Annotated in this window: 12 protein-coding genes and 1 pseudogene; 1 reads left to right on the top strand and 12 read right to left on the bottom strand. The window is 50.6% G+C overall.

The features are described 5' to 3' along the window. Positions 1-4: 4 nt before the first annotated feature. The 12 genes and pseudogenes from ABID13_RS17630 to ABID13_RS17685 form a co-directional block, all read right to left on the bottom strand. Positions 5-1,153, bottom strand: a complete 1,149-nt coding sequence (locus ABID13_RS17630) for a type I phosphomannose isomerase catalytic subunit (RefSeq protein WP_048930977.1) — start codon at positions 1,151-1,153, stop codon at positions 5-7. A gap of 10 nt (positions 1,154-1,163) precedes the next feature. Further along, positions 1,164-2,546 carry a glycoside hydrolase family 1 protein gene (locus tag ABID13_RS17635; protein WP_007869057.1) on the bottom strand — a complete coding sequence of 461 codons (1,383 nt, stop codon included), beginning with the start codon at positions 2,544-2,546 and terminating at the stop codon, positions 1,164-1,166. Positions 2,547-2,564: 18 nt separating this feature from the next. Then, a complete protein-coding gene (locus ABID13_RS17640; protein ID WP_048930978.1) occupies positions 2,565-3,470 on the bottom strand; it encodes an ROK family protein in 906 nt (301 codons plus the stop codon). Then, a complete protein-coding gene (locus tag ABID13_RS17645; protein WP_048930979.1) occupies positions 3,467-5,560 on the bottom strand; it encodes a beta-galactosidase in 2,094 nt (697 codons plus the stop codon). Before ABID13_RS17645 ends, ABID13_RS17640 begins: the two co-directional genes overlap by 4 nt. A gap of 93 nt (positions 5,561-5,653) precedes the next feature. Continuing rightward, positions 5,654-7,255 (bottom strand): response regulator, encoded by a 1,602-nt coding sequence (locus ABID13_RS17650; protein WP_007869061.1) that lies wholly within the window; start codon positions 7,253-7,255, stop codon positions 5,654-5,656. 29 nt (positions 7,256-7,284) lie between these two features. Further along, positions 7,285-9,045, bottom strand: a complete 1,761-nt coding sequence (locus ABID13_RS17655) for a cache domain-containing sensor histidine kinase (protein WP_242849302.1) — start codon at positions 9,043-9,045, stop codon at positions 7,285-7,287. 128 nt (positions 9,046-9,173) lie between these two features. Further along, complete coding sequence (locus ABID13_RS17660) at positions 9,174-10,007, bottom strand: carbohydrate ABC transporter permease (protein WP_007869063.1); 834 nt, start codon at positions 10,005-10,007, stop codon at positions 9,174-9,176. Then, on the bottom strand, positions 10,004-10,891 hold the full coding sequence (locus ABID13_RS17665; protein ID WP_007869064.1) for a carbohydrate ABC transporter permease: 888 nt from the start codon (positions 10,889-10,891) through the stop codon (positions 10,004-10,006). Before ABID13_RS17665 ends, ABID13_RS17660 begins: the two co-directional genes overlap by 4 nt. A gap of 15 nt (positions 10,892-10,906) precedes the next feature. Beyond that, positions 10,907-12,211 carry an extracellular solute-binding protein gene (locus tag ABID13_RS17670; RefSeq protein WP_048930980.1) on the bottom strand — a complete coding sequence of 435 codons (1,305 nt, stop codon included), beginning with the start codon at positions 12,209-12,211 and terminating at the stop codon, positions 10,907-10,909. Between the two features lie 324 nt (positions 12,212-12,535). After that, a pseudogene (locus ABID13_RS17675) lies at positions 12,536-13,895 on the bottom strand (uracil-xanthine permease family protein). 82 nt (positions 13,896-13,977) lie between these two features. Then, the gene (locus ABID13_RS17680; RefSeq protein WP_048930981.1) at positions 13,978-15,336 is read right to left on the bottom strand and encodes an 8-oxoguanine deaminase; all 1,359 of its coding nucleotides are present in this window, start codon (positions 15,334-15,336) and stop codon (positions 13,978-13,980) included. A 331-nt stretch (positions 15,337-15,667) separates the two neighbouring features. Continuing rightward, positions 15,668-16,240 (bottom strand): helix-turn-helix domain-containing protein, encoded by a 573-nt coding sequence (locus tag ABID13_RS17685; RefSeq protein WP_045091450.1) that lies wholly within the window; start codon positions 16,238-16,240, stop codon positions 15,668-15,670. A gap of 226 nt (positions 16,241-16,466) precedes the next feature. Between ABID13_RS17685 and ABID13_RS17690 the strand changes: the two genes are divergently transcribed. Continuing rightward, on the top strand, positions 16,467-17,537 hold the full coding sequence (locus ABID13_RS17690) for a mandelate racemase/muconate lactonizing enzyme family protein (RefSeq protein ID WP_007869079.1): 1,071 nt from the start codon (positions 16,467-16,469) through the stop codon (positions 17,535-17,537). Positions 17,538-17,570: the final 33 nt, after the last annotated feature.

A 17,570-nucleotide genomic window follows, 5' to 3' on the forward strand; every position in this document is an offset into this window, starting at 1 on the left:
TAAGTCAGCCGGGGCCGAAAAACCGAATCAGTTTCAGAGTCTCTCCCCCTGTCCCGCTTAGGGTAAACCCATCCATGGCAGCGGGGAGAAAGAACTGCTCACCCTTATCCAGTGTCAGAACGTCTTCACCGATCCTTATGACGCCCTTTCCTTCCAGCACATACAGGCCGGAACAGTCCCCATTTTTGGGGATCCGTAAGCCGTCTTCCCGGAGGGGCAGGCCCTCTCCCTGTGGGGGGATGGTCAGGCAGTCCATGGAGAAAAAGGGCGTATCTTCATATCCCACCAGGGTATCCACCCTTCCCTCCCTGCAGTCTATCTTTTTTCTTCTCTTTAAAAACCAGCGCTTCTTTGTCTCTTTCCGGGACAGACCTTCATAATGAAAGCAGTCAAACATCCGCTCAAATCCCAGACCCTGATGGCACATCGCGTCCTCCACACTGTACCCGGAGGGTGTCACCCGCTCCACCCGTATGGTGTAGTCCGTTGGTTCCTGGATTTCTGTCAGGAAGCACCCTGCCCCAATGGCATGGGGAACGCCGCCCTCGATCAGTACCGTGTCCCCTGGCTCCACCTCAAACCGGTGCAGGCACTGAAGCATCCCGTCTATATCCTGCCGGTCAAACAGGCCCATCCACTGCTGTCTTGTGACGCCTTCCTTAAATCCCATGTATACACACGGTTTTTCTCCATTGACGGTCCGGCCGCCCAGAATATGCCAACACTCCGTCTTTCCGTATTCGGATCCGAACAGCTCCCTTGCCTTATCCCTGTCAGGGTGCACCTGGACAGCCAGCCGCTCCGCGGAATCAATGAGTTTTACCAGCACGCCCATGGTAGTTCCCAGGCGTTTCACATGGTCTGTACCAAGGAACGAAGACGGATCAGACTGGATCACTGATCTCAGCGTGATATCCGTTCCCTGTACATGGCTCATGCCCTCCTCTTTTACAGACTCCCGACCCGGGTTTCTGGCAGCGACCAGGGAAACGATCCATTCCTCGGGGAAATGTCCGTCCGTTCCAACCGCGCATCCGTGGAACTCATCCAGCATTTTGCCTCCCAGATACGTCCTCCAGGCCCTTGCATGGTCCAGCCTGACCGGCAATCTGCTGCTAACCTGCAATCCACTGCTAACCTGCGTTTGATCCATGTACTCCTCCCTAAAATCCATTGTGATCGGACAGTTCCTTAAACCAGTGTCCGGATCTTTTCATGGTGATTTTGCATCCGTCATGGATATCCACCCGCAAAAGCCCATACCGGTTCTTGTAAGCATTGATCCAGGACCAGCAGTCAAATGGCGCCCACAGATGATACCCAAAACAATTGCATCCCTCTGATATGGCTTTGTGAAGGTACTTTAAATGCTCCTTGATGAACTCAATGCGGTAATCATCCTCCACCATGCCTGATTCCCCTATGTATTGCTCCTCGTCCTGGATTCCCATCCCATTTTCAGAGATATACCATGGGATATTTCCATAATTTTCCTTAATGTTCATTGCAATATCATAGATCGCAGGCTCATAGATCTCCCATCCCCTGGAGCGGTTCATCTTCTGCCCCTCAAACTCATAGGATTCATAGTATTTCTCCGGCATCAGCGGTCCCTCATAGGCAGTGGTCCTGGCCTTTGCCCTTCTGGGATGATAATAATTCACCCCCAGATAGTCCACCGTGTTCTCCCGGATGATATCCATGTCCCCTTCCCTGGTCTTAGGAAGGATCCCCTCCGCCTCTAAAAGGGCTGTCAATTCCTGGGGATACGTTCCCTTTACCGAGGGATCCAGGAAGGAGCGGTTAAAGATCAGATCCAGGGTGTCCGCCGCTTTCCGGTCTTCCTCCCGGTCCGGATCCTGGCAGTAGGTGGGGGTGAGGTTAATAATGATGCCGATTTTTCCGTCACACCTGCTTTTTCTGAATTCCGCAACCGCCAGACTGCTGGCCAGCTGCACATGGTAGCCCACCTGGGCTGCCTTTGCAGCATCACAAACAGCCGGATAGTGCCGCTGGTACAGGTATCCGGTTTCCGGGATGATAACCGGCTCATTAAAGGTTGTCCAGTACTTCACCCGGTCCCCGAAACGCTCAAAGCAGACTGCTGCAAATGCCGCAAAGGCGTATGCTGTCTCCCTGTTTTCAAAACCGCCTTTTTCCACCCAATACAGCGGAAGATCAAAATGGTGAAGGCACATCATGGGCTCAATTCCGTTTTCTATGAGGGCATTGATCACCTGGTCATAGAAACGGATCCCCTCCTCATTCACCTTGCCGTCACAGCCGCAGATGATCCTGCTCCACTGAATGGAGGTGCGGTAGGATTTGATCCCTGCCTGCTTCATCTTCTCTATGTACTCAGGGTACTTGTGGTAAAAATCAGAGGTCACTGACGGCCCCACCTGGCCGAAAAAGCGTTCCGGCTCCTTGTCAAACCAGTAATCCCACTCAGAGGCCACCCTGTGCCCTTCCCTGCTTCCTCCTTCCGACTGGGGACCGGAACTGGCTCCTCCCCATAAAAAACCTTCTGGAAAATGATATGTCATAACCTTACTCTCCTTCATTTATATTGTATGTTCCAATTGATCATGATATAGATAATAATAGAGCGCTCCGTACAGGTTTGCCTGGTTCCCGTTGGTACATGCACAGATATTGGGCCTCAGATAGCCCGGTCTCTGCCCGTCCAGCAGTTCCTCTGTCTTAAGGCGGATCCCCCGGATGATATCCGCATTGGCGCTGATCCCTCCGCCAATGGCGATCATTTCCGGGTCAAAGGAAAACTCCAGGGTAATGCATCCCACAGCCATCCAATAGTAAAATTCTTCCAAAAGTTCTGTGGCCAGCCCGTCTCCATCCATGGAACGGCAAACCAGTTCCTTTCCCGTGACAATTTCTTCAATGCCTTTGCGCTTCCTGTATTTCCTTGCCTGCTTTTCCAATGTGTAATCGCTCCAGGTGAGAAGTACCCCGTCCTTAAATCCCCCCATAGGGAAATTTCCAAACTCCCCGCGGTTCATGGTAACTCCCTTGTAGAGCTGTCCATGTTCCACCACAGCTCCTCCGATCCCTGTGCCGCAGATAACAAATACCACGTTTTTACAGTTCCTGGCCACACCCTTCCACAGTTCCCCCATGGCGGCACATTTTGCATCATTGGCCATGGTTACCGTAAGACCGCCCAGGCGCTGTGACAGCAGGTTTTTTAATTCTACATCATGTATGTAGGGGACTGCACTGATCCCCCTGATGATTCCTTCCCGGCTGTGGACTTCCCCGGGAAAGCTGAAAGCCGCGCCTTGTATGTCCCACTGCTTTGAGGTTTTGAGGAAAATCTCCCGGATCTTATTTAAAAATGTTTCCAGGCCGGCTGCCGGTGTCTCAAATGAATCCCTCAGGCAGAATCTCCCCTGTTCATCCGACACCCCATACTTGACACCGGTCCCTCCCACATCAAAGACCAGTATCACAGCTCATCCTCCTGCCACCGGTAAATATATGCTGTATTTTCAGGAACTGTGAACTCCGCGGCCGGACCTGCAGCGGTCACGGCCCCTGTCATTACATTTTCAATGGAAACACCTTCCGGAAGCCCCTGGATACAAACCGGCTGCTTTACGGTATCAAAGTTGATCACCAATGCCGCGGACCACTCTCCGGCCCTGATAAAACTCACATGGACCCGTTCTCCCTTTTGCACAGTCACCATATCCGGGCAGCGCTCCTTTACAAGGGGCATCACCGTGTCCTCCACTTCCCTGATGCTGTTTTTCTTCAGCTCCACACCCAGGAAGGAATTAAAATACAGGGTCTTTCCCTTACCGAATCCATGGAGCACCACGGCCGGGCTTCCGTCCTCCATGGTTCCCAGTACCTGGGCATCCTCCCGGACTTCCAGCTTCTGCTCCATGAAATTACAGGGGATCCTTTCACCTCCCAGGCAGAAGGAATGACCTGAATCCACGTCCGTCTCCACCAGACCAAAGAGGCTGCTCAGCTTCCTTCCCGGAATCCCTTCACAGGGCACCTCCCCGTACTCATTAACGCTTGCCAGCCTTGCGTCCGCGATCAGGAGGCCGCCCTGCTCCACAAACCGGGTGAGTCTGTCAGCCATATCACTGCTGATGCTCAGGATGGAGGGAAGCACGATGACCCCTGTATCCTCCTCATTCAGGTCCTCAAGATCTGTAAATTCCGGCAGCACCCCGTGATTCCAGAACAGGCGGTACCATCCTTCCACATCCTCGCTCCAGAAACTGTTATTCCACTTTAAAAACGCATCAAAATACAGCCTGGAGGAATAGGAGACAGCTATTTTCACCATGGGCTTTGCAATGGAGAAATCACCAAACAGATCCTCCTGTGCGCGGATCAGGGAGACCAGCTCCTTCACTTTCTCCGCCTTTTCATTGGGCGTCCCGTCCATTCTTGTAAGTCCCCGTCCCGTGGACTGGTATCCATGGAGGAAGGGACGCCATCTCCACAGCTGCATGCCCTGGGCTCCGGTGAACATGCACATCAGGATCCAGTCATACAGCTCCTGCCCGGTAACCTCGGATCCCGGTGTGAGCACAGACTGGGTATGGGTCTGCAGCTCATTGACCAGGTAGGGCTTGCCCGCCTTTCTGGCCGCCCCGGCCGGAATGCTGTAGTACATGGACATGGTCCACGGCGTATTCCTGTAGTTGCGCCCCCAGCTCTTGGGATAAAAGGTGGAGCCATAGATATCCGGTATTTTTGCTGTTGCAAACTCATCATTATTGCGAAGGGTCACATCCCCTGACAGGATCTGGGCGCTGGTCCCGTCTATGATAATGGGATGGCTGGTATCGTATTTCCTGGCCGTATCATATAGGAATCTGCAGATTTCCGTCAAAGTCACACTGCGGAACCGCTCATACTCCAGATCCGGCATGATGCTGCTCCATATGCTGTAGGCGGACCGTCTTTTTTCAGGGAAAATCTGTGAGAATCCCTCATACCTGCGGTACCATACCCGGTTCAGGTGTTCAATGGTCCCATAGGTTTCCTTCAGCCACTCCTGGTATTTCCCAATGGTATACCTGTCATCGCTTCTGAAATGTGCCTCGTTAAACACATCATATCCGTATACTGCACTGTGGTCCTTAAAGGCATTGATGGCTTCCCGGAAAAATACATCAATGTATTCCCTTACCACAGGGTGATTCAGGTTGGCCCAAAAACAATTCTCGTTAAAATGTTCTCCCCGCTCATCATGGATCATCATCTCGCTGGTCAGGGCACTGTCAGGCATGAACTCCTGGGCCTGATTCTGGCCAAAGAGCTGAAGGATGGCCTTCATACCCAGCTTTTCACACTCATCCAGTACCATTCTGGTCTGATCAAATACCCACTCATGAGAATCCTTTGCCAGCCATGGGTTTCCCACCGGCCACAGCGTGATCAGATTACATCCGTATTCCTGCATCTGAGACAGATCCCTGCGGATCTCCTCCTGTGTGTAATCCTGTTCAATGATATAAACCGCGCCGAATAAAAACTGTTTCTTATCTTCCTGCTTCCTGTTTTCCTGCTTCATGTCTTCCTCCTTGATCCCACTGATAATCCCATTATAATGATCCAAAGGAAAACAAAAACCATAGATTCTACACTACTGTCCAATATTCTACACTTAACGGTTGCGGTAGGAAGTGGGAGTAAATCCTGTGTATTTCTTAAAGATAAAAGCAAAATATTTGTAATCGCTAAATCCTGTCTCCTCAGCAATGGCGTAAACCTTTGTCTCAGGCTCCGCGTCCATCCGCTTTTTGGCCTGTTCGATCCTGTATTTATTCAGCCAGTCCGTGAAATTCTCACCTGTCTCCTCCTTGAACACGCGGCTGAAATAATTGGGGGTCACATACACGGCCTGGGCCACATCCCCCACCTGGATGCTCTCGGAAAAGTGTTCCATGGCATAGGCAAGTCCTCCTGCCACAATCCCCTTGTACTTGCCGTTGCTCTGCCGGTCCACGGCTGCCAGGGACTCACTGTATATGTCCTTCATCCACATTTCCAGATCTTGTGCCGTTTCATACTTTGATATCTCATTGTAGTAATAATAATTTTTTCCCAGCGCCTGTTCCGGCGACACGGAAAAATGCTCCAGCTGGCGCATGGCGATCAGCACCAGATACATACAAAACTGCTCCGTTCCCCTGCGCCCCAGGTCCTGCTCCATCACATATTTCTGGAACACCATTTCCAGCGCATCATAAACCCTGTTTTTATCCAGCAGTCTCACCGCATCGCTGATCTCCTGCTCCTCCTCAGGGGTAAGGAACAGCCTGGCATGTTCAGACCCGTTTCTGGGATCGCCCTCCCTTACAATGATCTGACTGCTCCCCTGTTTGATCCTCTCCTCCACAGCCTCGTCCGCTGACCGGTAGGAAATCTTAAGATCCTGTATGGCCTTTACCTTTTTTCCAATGCCCACGGATATGGAGACCCCGTAGTACTTGCGCATACAGAACTGGACTTCCTTGCAGCACCTGGTAATCTTTTTTGTCTCCTGGTCCGTGCCCAGGATCACCATCACCCTGGCCTCGCCCTCATCGCAGATAACAGCGCTGCCGCAGGCTCCCAGCACTTCCTCGGCAATGTTGGACATGGCATATTTTAAAAGCCCGGCCTCCCGTTCCCCGCTTGCGATCAGCTGATAATAATAGTCAATACAGAAAATAATGATCTGATGCTCCTGCCCTGAAAAGTCCATGCCCAGGGCCCCTGCCTGCTCTGTAAAGGCAGTTTCACCAATCTCTCCCTGGAAATAGCGTTTCACACAGCGGTTGCGCATCATGGGAAGGTTTTCCTTTAAAAGCACGGTCTTCTGGGTCCTGCTGACAACAGTGGCATTTTCCTGACGGACCTGATCAGCCAGCTTCCTGACCAGTTTTGTCAGATCCTCTGTGTTAATGGGCTTTAACAGATAATCCGCCGCTCCCAGGCGTATGGCTTCCCTGGCATACTCAAATTCGCTGTAACCCGTAAGGAACACCACCCTTACCTTGGGAAGCTTTTCCTTTAATTCCTTTGCAAAACGGATCCCGTCCACAATGGGCATTCTGATATCCGTGATCACAATATCCGGCTTTTCCGTCAGGGCTTTTGCCATACCGTCCCTTCCGTTCCCCGCAGTCCCCACCACCTGCACATCCAGGCTCTCCCAATCCACTGCCCTTACGATTCCCTCCCGGATCACCGGTTCATCATCAACCACCATCATTCTAATCATTTGATATTCCCCCTTTACGTATCGCCTCTCTATACAGCAGTCCTATCCCCTTCCAGGATAAAAGGCTGCACCACCCGCACGATCAACCCCTTTGGTATGCGTTTTTCAAACCGAAGACCGTATTCTTCCCCATAGCAGAGCCTGATCCGATCATTCACATTGGAAAGCCCCATGCCCTTAAGCCCTTCCCTGTACTGATCCATCAATGCCTTCAGTTCCTCCGTATCCGCATCCATACCGTCATTTTCCACGGTCATGATAAGATCATTCTCTTCCCTGTAAATCCTGATCCATATGGTACCCGGTTCCCCTGTGGGCTCCAGGCCGTGCACAATGGCATTTTCCACCAGGGGCTGAAGCACGAACCGCACGGTTTCGCAGCCCATTACCCCCTCGTCCGCTTCCACCGCAAACTCAATGGAATCCGTGTGACGGCATTCCTGGATCATGATATAGTTTCGGATGTGCTCCAGTTCCCCTGCTACCGTGGTAGTCTTACCCGTATCCTTTACAGATGCCCGAAATAGTTTGGAAAGGGCTTCTATGAGACGGCAGGTCTCTCCCGCCTGTTCCATGCGGCTCATCCAGCAGATGGTATCCAGCGTGTTGTACAGGAAATGAGGATTGATATATGCCTGCATGGCCCGTATCTGTGCATCCTTTTCTCTGATCTTGGCCAGATACACCTGATTTACCAGCTCATCCAGCCTGGCGCTCATCCTGTTAAATGCCTTTGCCAGCAGGGACAGTTCCTCATACCCCGTCTCCGGCAGCTTCCGTTTAAAATGATCTTCCTCAATATGCTTCATGGAAGACTCCAGCCGCTTTAACGGCCGGATCACAAACCGGGAAAGGAAAAATCCCGCCAGGGCGCACAGGACAACGGCCAATATGCCGGACGTGATCAAAAGCTGCCGGACCACAGCCGTCTCCCCGGATATCTGGCTTAAGGAAATCTGCTTCACCACATACCAGCCCGGATACTTTACCCTGGCGCAGGCTGTCATCACCGGAGTTCCGTCCACCTTCATCTGCTGGCTGCTGTACTCCTCATCCAGCTTCAGGTTGGGCAGTATTTCAGACACAGCCTTTCCCTCCTGGTCAGGGTCTGTGGAGATGATGATCCTGCCGTCCTCCACAATGTAATATGCTTCCCCGTCAGCGCGGTAATCATTTAACAGCCGTTTCAGGTTCTGCTTCTTGAAATAGATCTGCTGGAAACCAATGGGAATCCCAATATCATTGATGTCATGGATGCATCTGGCATATCCGTACAGCTCATCACTTCTCAAGTCCCCGTAATCCGCCACATGGATATCTGTCCGGAACAGAGGACCCCCGCTCTTTTCCATCAGCAGCTCTTTAACCGGTCCGCTGATCCCTTCCGTGACCGAACTGGAGCTGTAGCGCCTGCCGTCCAAGCGCACAAAATCCACGGCATAGATGTATTCCTCATATGCAATCTGGTTTAAAACATACTGGTTCAGGCTGTACCAGGCCTGTTCCACCTCATCCGGATCCCTGGCCAGCAGGTACTCGCGCACCATCTCATTCTGATAGAATGACAGGGAGCTGTTCTGCAGGTTTTTCATGATCCCTTCAATATTAGAAGCGATCTGGGATGTATTGCTTTGATTCAGGACCCTGACATTTTCCGTTATGATCTTACGGTACTGTCTGTAGGAGATAACTCCCAGTATGGCGGTAGGTACAATGATCAGCACCAGGATCACTGCAAATATGGTCTTTTGAAGACTTCCAAACATCCTTTTCCACAACATTTTCATCATTTCCTCCGATTGAGACTCCTGCCTCACAGGTGGGTGAATCCGCCTCTGAATGTTTTACGGTTCCCCTGAAAACGCATATAAGACAAGCTGTAAACAGCCTGTCTGACATGCAAAACGAATGATCGGTCTTAACCCTTAACCGCTCCCGCGGTCATGCCTTTCATAATCTGATTATAGAACAAAAGATACATAATCACCACAGGAAGTGTGGAAACCACAAGGGCTGCCAGCATCAACGGATAATTTACCGTATAGCTTCCCACAAAATTGGTAAGTCCAATGGGCATTGTCTTAAGAGAATTACTTCTGATCAATACCAGCGCCAGCGGAAATTCATTCCAGGTGTTCAGGAAGGTGAGGATGGCACTGGTGGATAACACCGGCCTGCACATGGGCATTACAATGGCAAACATGGTATGTAGAAAGGAGCTTCCGTCTATACATGCCGCCTCCTCGATCTCAATGGGCACGCTGGCCACAGAGCTTTCCACCAGAAACACTGCCACCGGAAGGGCGAATGCGATATAGGGCAATATCAATGTGTATCTTTTATTCAGGAGTCCCAATGACTTAAATTCCACAAAGATGGGAATCAAAAGAGCGTAAATGGGGATCAGCATTCCGGACAAAAACATATAGTACACAAATGTCCTTCCCCTGAATTTAAACCTGGACAGACAGTAGCCTGTCACAAAAGCGATCACGATCACAACGGCAACAGTGATCAGGGTGTTAAACATACTGTTCATAAAGTAGGAGCCGATGTTCCCCTCCTCAATGGCCCGGGCGTAATTGTCAAATATCAGCTTCTTTGGAAGGCTCAAAATATCCAGTGAAAACTCCTGATCTGTTTTCAGGGATGAGTAGATCATCCATATGATGGGGAAAATGCAGGTTACGGAAAACAATGTCACAAATCCGTTGGCAATCACTGTCTCCACGGCTTTTACCGCTTTTTTCATGCTTCCTCCTCCTTCTTTCTTCCAACCAGCTTACTGATAACGATCAGGCCCAGGCTCAGGATCAGGATCCCAATGGCCGCCGTACTTCCGTATCCGTAACGCATCCGGTTCATGGACACATTGTAGGCATAGAGGGCCACCACCTCAGAGCTGGTTCCCGGTCCTCCGCCGGTCATGACAAAGATCTGGTCAAATGTCTTCATATTTCCGGATATACACAGCATCACGGTCACCATCAGAGTGCTCTTAATAAGGGGCATTACAATGTAAAAGGACTTCTTCCACCCCGTGGCCCCGTCCAGCTCCGCCACTTCCAGGACGCTCTGGTCAATTCCCTGGATAGCTGCCAGCAGTATGATCAGGTAATATCCAATAAACTGCCACACCTTTGGGATGGCCAGGGAGCCGATTACAATGTCCGGGTTATCCAGCCACAGCTGGATATAGCGCTCCAGCCCCAGGCTCCGCATCAGTGTGTTCACAATTCCATACTCGGAATTATACATGATCCTCCACAAAAATCCTACCACCACTGCGGACAGCACCACCGGAAAGAAGATAACGGTTCTGTGCAGATTCTTAAACTTCAATATTCTGGACTGTAACAGCATGGCAATGATAAAGGCAATTCCGATCTGACCGATCACAGTCCAGAATATGAAGGTCAGGTTATTCATAAACGCACTCCAGAACGCCTTGTCGTGTATCAATTCCACATAGTTCCGGAATCCGATAAATGTCCTCTCAGGCCCGCCGTTCCACTCAAAGAAGCTGTTGTACACTGCCACGAACAGGGGCATGATGCAGCATATGGCGAAAATCACAAGCCCGGGGGCCAGCAATCCATAGATGACTGCGTTTTTGGGCCTCAATGCCTTACTCATATTCTTCACTCACTTTCAGTTATTTTCATACTCAGTCTGGATCCTCTGAGCCAGTTCCTCCGGTGTCACCCTGCCGATAAGCAGTTCCTGAAGTCCTCCCTGCATCACATCAATCACGCCTGAACTCAGCTGATGGTCATATACCGGGATAAAGGGCCTGCCTTCTGCAAATGCATCAAACTTAGCTGCCACGGTTTCAGTGATCTCCACATCTTCCCCTGGTTTTACCGCTGACAGAGTTCCCTCCTCAATGGCAGCCGTGCCATATTCAGGACCTGTCATAGCCTTCAACATATCCTTTACCACTTCCAGCTTCTCAGGGCTTAACTTAGAGCTGACCGCAATTGCCCATCCTGCGCCTCCTGTGATCGCTTCCGGATTGCCCTTTCCGCCTTCCACCATGGGAAGAGCTGCCATTTCCGTCACATTTTTCACATTATCAGGGCAGTTCTCATCAAAATTGGCAATGGCCCAGCTTCCGTCAATGGTAATAGCCGCCTTGCCGTTCATATACATCTGTCTCTGCTGTGCTCCGTCAATACTGTTCACGTCCTCGTTAAAAGCGCCTGCCGCCGCCAGGTCGCTGAGGGCCTGAAGGGAAGCTACAAACTCCGGATCCGTGAATTTTGCACCGCTGTTATCACGGATGCTCTGATACCACTCATCACCGGTGAGACGGTTTCCAAGAGTGCTCATGATTACGGATTCCGCATTCCATTTCTCCTTGTTACCCAACACGATGGGTGTAACTCCAATGGACTTCAGGTCTGGAATGATATCGATCAGTTCATCCCAGGTCTTGGGAAATTCCTTGATCCCCGCCTGAGCAAACAGGTCTGTATTGTAGAATACACATGTATTTGTCACCTGGAATGGAATAGCGTATATCTTTTCATCAATGGTGAAATTGGAGAACACGCCCTCCTTAAAGTTATCTCTCCACTGTGGATCCTCTGCCAGGATATCATCCAGCGCGTACATTTTCCCGTTTTCCACAAATGTCTGAGCCATCTGTCCCTTTACCATAAACACATCAGGCAGTTCATCCCCTGCCGCCAGGGTCTGTACCTTGGTAGCCAGATCCGCATTGGATACGGACTCTTCATCCAGCACCACATTGGGATGTTCCTCCAGATACTTGTCTAACAATGGCTTCATAGCCTTGGTAACACCCTCTCCCGGTATAAAGAAGTCCAGCATGGATATTTCCACCTTTTCCTCCTTTTTTGTATCTCCACTCTGCCCGCAGCCTGCCATGGATACAGCCACAGCCCCCGCACATAAGATACTAAGTAAGCGCTTTAATGCATGTTTTCTCATGATGAAATCCTCCTCTGATTCAAATCCGCCACAGCGGTTTCTGTTAACGGAATTATAGCAAAATCCCCTGACACTTATAATACAGCATATCCATTAAAATATCAGAAATTCTATACACCCTTTCTCTTTTCTGCCTTTTATATGGGGAAATGCCGTTGGTGCGGGAGGGGATGGCTGAGACGGGAGGGAATGAAGGATGGCTGAGTGGGTGACGGCGTGGGGCAAACAAGCAAGATGAGGGATGCCGTCCATTGACGACATCCCTCAAACTGTAGATTTTATTATCTTGGACTGTGTTTGCTCCACTGCCCCGGTTATACTGCCTTAAGCCATGTTCCCTTGGGCATGCTTCTCCTGCTTTTTCTCCCCTGCTGCTTCCTGTACTTCCTCCTCAGGCAGGATCAGATTCAGCGTCACTGCCGTAATGGTGGCGATCACCACTGCGGATTCTCCAAAGATCGTCTTGGCCCAGTCAGGGAACAGGGCAAGGCATCCCCCTGCCTGGATCACACCGATTCCAAGGGCCACAGCCAGCCCCACCACGGAAGTATTCCTTGCTGTCAGCTTTTCCTTTGTGATCAGCTTGATCCCCGTCATGGTGATCATTGCAAACACGGAAACCGTAGCTCCCCCCAGAACACAGGAGGGGATGGTCGTGAGAAGGGAGGCAAACTTGGGGATGAATCCCGCAATGAGGATGATCACTGCTGCCAGTCCCAATACGCAGCGGTTCACCACTCTTGTCATGATCACAATACCCACGTTCTGACTAAAGGTTGCCGTGGGAAGCCCGCCCACAAAGGCGCCGATGATACTGGCCACTCCATTTCCAATAATGCCGCCGCACATCTCCCGGTCCGTAGGCTCCCGGTCAAGTCCGCCTCCTGCAGTGGATGTAAAATCCCCGATTGCCTCCACGGAGCTGACAATGTACATAATGATCATGGAAATAATGGAGGTGAGTTCAAACTTCATGCCAAAATGAAGAGGCATGGTGAACTGGAACCACCCGGCTGCTCCCACATTATCAAAGGAAACCATACCCATGGCCAATGCCACCAGATATCCCAGGAACATTCCCATGAGAATGGATGCCAGCTTGCAGATTCCCTTAGTAAAATAGTTAAAAAACAGTACAATTGCCAGTGTGGCCACAGCCACCAGCCAGTTTCTGGGACTTCCAAAATCCTCAGCCTCCACACCGCCTGCCATGTAGTTCACCGCCGTAGGGTACAGGGACAGGCCGATGGTGAATACCACAGTACCTGTCACCAGGGGCGGAAACAGCCTTGTAAGCTTTTTGTAGAACAGCCCCACCGCAACAGCTGCCAGTCCTCCCACCAGCTGGGCCCCAAATATGGTGGGAAGGTCAAATCTGCTTCCCAGGGAGATCAGCAGCGGTATGTAGGCAAAGCTGGCTCCCATGATAACCGGAAGGCCGGAACCGCAGAACCGCCCTAATGGAAACAGCTGGAGCAATGTGGCGATTCCCGATATGAGAAGCGCGGATTGGATCAGGATGATCTGCTGGGCCGAATCCACCCCGGTCACTCCTGCCAGGAGCCGGTGTAACACAGCCCACGATCATGGCGACCACGTGCTGGACAGCCAGGGGAAGGGCTTGGATAAAACGGGGAATCCCGTTCAACTCAGTTACCTCTGCATATGCTTTTGTTTTATTCATATCTATCGTCTTACCTCTCTATTCTAAGATTCACAGAGCGGCAGCTTTTCCTGCCACTCCAGGTGGTGATACAGGAAAATGCTTAGCGACTGATATATTCCTCTACAACTGCATTTGCTTTTTCTACAATCTTCTCCTCATCCACACCGGCCAGTCTACCATCCCTGACCACGATTTTTCCATTTACAACCGTATAATCCACACAGCCCTTTAATCCCACTGTGCACAGCACGGATTTGGGATCAAACTGGGCTCCTACCATCTCAATGCGGTTCAAATTCACCAGGAAGAAATCAGCCGCCATTCCCACCTCAATACGTCCCAGTTCCTCCCTGCCAAGGATGCGCGCGCTTCCCCTGGTGGCCATCTTAAGGATATCATATCCGTCAGGAGCTTCCTGGCTCCAGCTTAGACGGTGCAGCAGGTAAGCCACTCTCATCTCCTCCAGAAGATTGGACCCATCATTGCTGGCCGATCCGTCCACGGCCAGCCCAACAGGAACTCCCAGCTTAAGCATCTGTGGAATCAGCGCAACGCCAGAGGACAGCTTCATGTTGGACACAGGACAGTGGGCAACGCCGGTCCCCGTGTCAGCCAGGCGTTTTAACTCTCCCTCTGTAAAATGTATGCCGTGGGCATACCACACGTCCGGCCCCACCCATCCAAGGCTCTCCATATACTCTAAGGGGCGCATACCAAAGCGGGACAGGGTATACTGCTCCTCATCCTTTGTCTCCGCCAAATGGGTATGAAGCCTGACCTTGAGCTTCCTGGCCAGCACGGCGGATTCCCGCAAAAGTTCCCCTGTGACACTGAAAGGGGAACAGGGGGCCAGGGCTACCTGATGCATGGAATACCTGCTGCCGTCATGATGCCTGGCCACGGCTTCCTCCGAGTCCTTCAGTATCTCATCCACGGACTGGACCACGCTGTCCGGAGGCAGTCCCCCATCCTTTACACTCAGGTCCATACTGCCCCTGGTTGCATGGAAACGCATCCCCAGTTCATCTGCAGCATGGAACTGGGCGTCCAAAAGCCCGCCTCCCACCGTACCGGGGAACACGTAGTGGTGATCCAGGCAGGTGGTGCAGCCGGTCTTTAGCAGTTCTCCCATACCAGTTAGGGAACTGTAATAAACCACGTCCTCATCCACGTGCTTCCAGATCTCATATAAAGTTTTCAGCCATGGAAATAATTCCATGTTCTGTACCTGTGGTAAATTCCGGCTGAATGTCTGATATAAATGATGGTGTGTATTAATAAGTCCCGGATACATCACCATATTAGATGCGTCAATCACATCCGCTGCTGTTTCTTCATTCTGTCCAATACTTTCAATTACTCCATCCCGTATAAATACGTTAACACCGTCAAGCAGCCTGTCATCAGCGTCACATGTCACAAGATGCTTAACGTTCTTTACGAGCAGGGTTCCTTTCATGATTACCTCCTGATGTAAATTCCTAAACATTCTTTGCTTCATAGACTATATGACTGGTATACTGCCGGCGGCACGGGTGTCCACGATGCACCCTCATACCAGAGTATGATCCATACCCTCTGTCCGGTATATATGATACCGGCCGTATGCCGCGTGGTCCCAGCTATGTTTTAAACAGCTATATAGATATGATTTTTCAAAGAGCAATAGATACTTAACCAATATATCAATGATTGGATATAAAATCAATATCCAATATATCAAATAATTTTTGCATATTTTTGTGAAAATCTAACAATTTTTGTATTTCATCTTCCCGGGAAGTGCAATGTTATCCCGGGAAATGCAGCGTCCCCCACACCGGCGGCGTGATCGTGGAAAGCACCTCCACATAATCCTCCGTTTCATTAATACATGTATGGGGTAAATCCTCCTCTATGATAGTGGTGTCCCCCTGATGCAGCACAATGGGCTTATCCCCCACTAAAACCGTCAGCATTCCCTTTAAAACAAGAAGCGTCTCCTCGGAATGATGAACAATGGGGATTTCCGAATCCCTGGACCTTGGTTCCAGAGTGGCTTTAATCATCAGCGTTTTCGGAGAAAAATTCTGGGAAGGGAGAGGAGTAAGGAATTCATATTCCACACTGCTTTTCTTAATGCGCACAGATAAGCGCTCCTCCCGGCGTATGGTAAGATTGTGATCATTTTTATGGTCATCCATCAAAACATAGAGAGGAACATCAAACTCCCTGGCAATCTTCCTCAAAGAGGAAAGAGATGGTTCCGCCTCCTCCCGCTCCACCTGGGAGATATATCCAATTGAAAGTCCGGTCCTCTCTGCCAAATCCTTGATGGTAAGATTCTGTTTCTTGCGGTATTCCCTGATATTTGTGCCTAACATACGAAACTCCTTCTTTGGTAGTATCCCTATTTTAACGTCTTATGCCCGCTTGCGCAAGATTTTTATGCAGAAACTTTTCTGGAATCCCCCAGAAACTCTCCTGGTGTCTCCCCAGGGATTTCTACAATAATAGACAGAAGTAGTTGACCGATATTTTAACCTATAGTAAAATTAGAAGATAATATTATGCATTAATTAAGATATATACATAATTCAGGAGGATGAAATGAAAATTACAGGGATGAACATTGAAAAAGTACAGATTCCGCTGAAGGAACCGTTCAAGGTGGCTTTTACAACTGTCAGCTATCTGGAAAGTGTACTAATCCAGGTGTCCACGGATAATGGCTGTATAGGGTTTGGGGAAGCAGCTCCCTTTGCCCCTGTGACCGGTGAAACCGTGGACGGAGTTATTGCTGTGCTGGAACTGTTCAAAACAGGGCTGCTGGGCATGGACCCCATGGATATCGAGGCAGTCCACGCCATGATGGACGGCGTTATTGTAGGAAACGGCGCTGCCAAATGTGCCGTGGACCTGGCAATGTACGATCTTATGGGAAAATCCATGGGGCTGCCGGTCTACAAACTGTTAGGCGGCTACAGCAATGTGGTGCACAATGATATCACCATTGGCATCAGCAGTCCTCAGTCCATGGCAGCGGAGGCCAAGCGCCTGGTGGAAACAGAAGGTTACCATATACTGAAGATTAAGGCAGGTATCAATTACAAAGACGACATCCTTGCCATGAAATTGATCCGGGAGGCAGTGGGACCGGACATCCGCCTTCGGGCCGATGCCAACCAGGGCTACAGCGTATCCGATGCGGTCTGTGCCCTGGAAGGTTTTAAGGAGTACGGCATAGAGGCCGTGGAACAGTGCCTGCCTCATTGGGATATGGAGGGATCTGCATTTATCCGCAGCAAAGTGAACGGGATCCAGATCATGCTGGACGAGTCCATCCATGGCCCAATGGATGCGGCCAGGGCCTGCCGTCTGGGAGCGGCCGATATCCTCAATATTAAACTGATGAAATGCGGCGGCCTGTATCCCGCCTCCAAGATCAACGCGGTCGCGGAAGCCAACGGCGTTACCTGCATGGTAGGCTGTATGCTGGAAACCAAACTGGCTATCACTGCAGGGCTGAGCCTGGTGGCAGCCAAGAAAAATGTGACCGAAGCAGACTGTGACAGCTTCCTGTATTACAAAGAAAACCCAATTGAAGGCGGATTCACTCAGGAACGGGATATATTTACCCTTCTGGACGAACCGGGATTCGGAGTGTATTTTAACATGTAATTCCCCGCATATCCGGAGGAATACAAAAACAAC

Source organism: Enterocloster citroniae (assembly GCF_040545455.1).
GTDB lineage: Bacteria > Bacillota > Clostridia > Lachnospirales > Lachnospiraceae > Enterocloster > Enterocloster citroniae.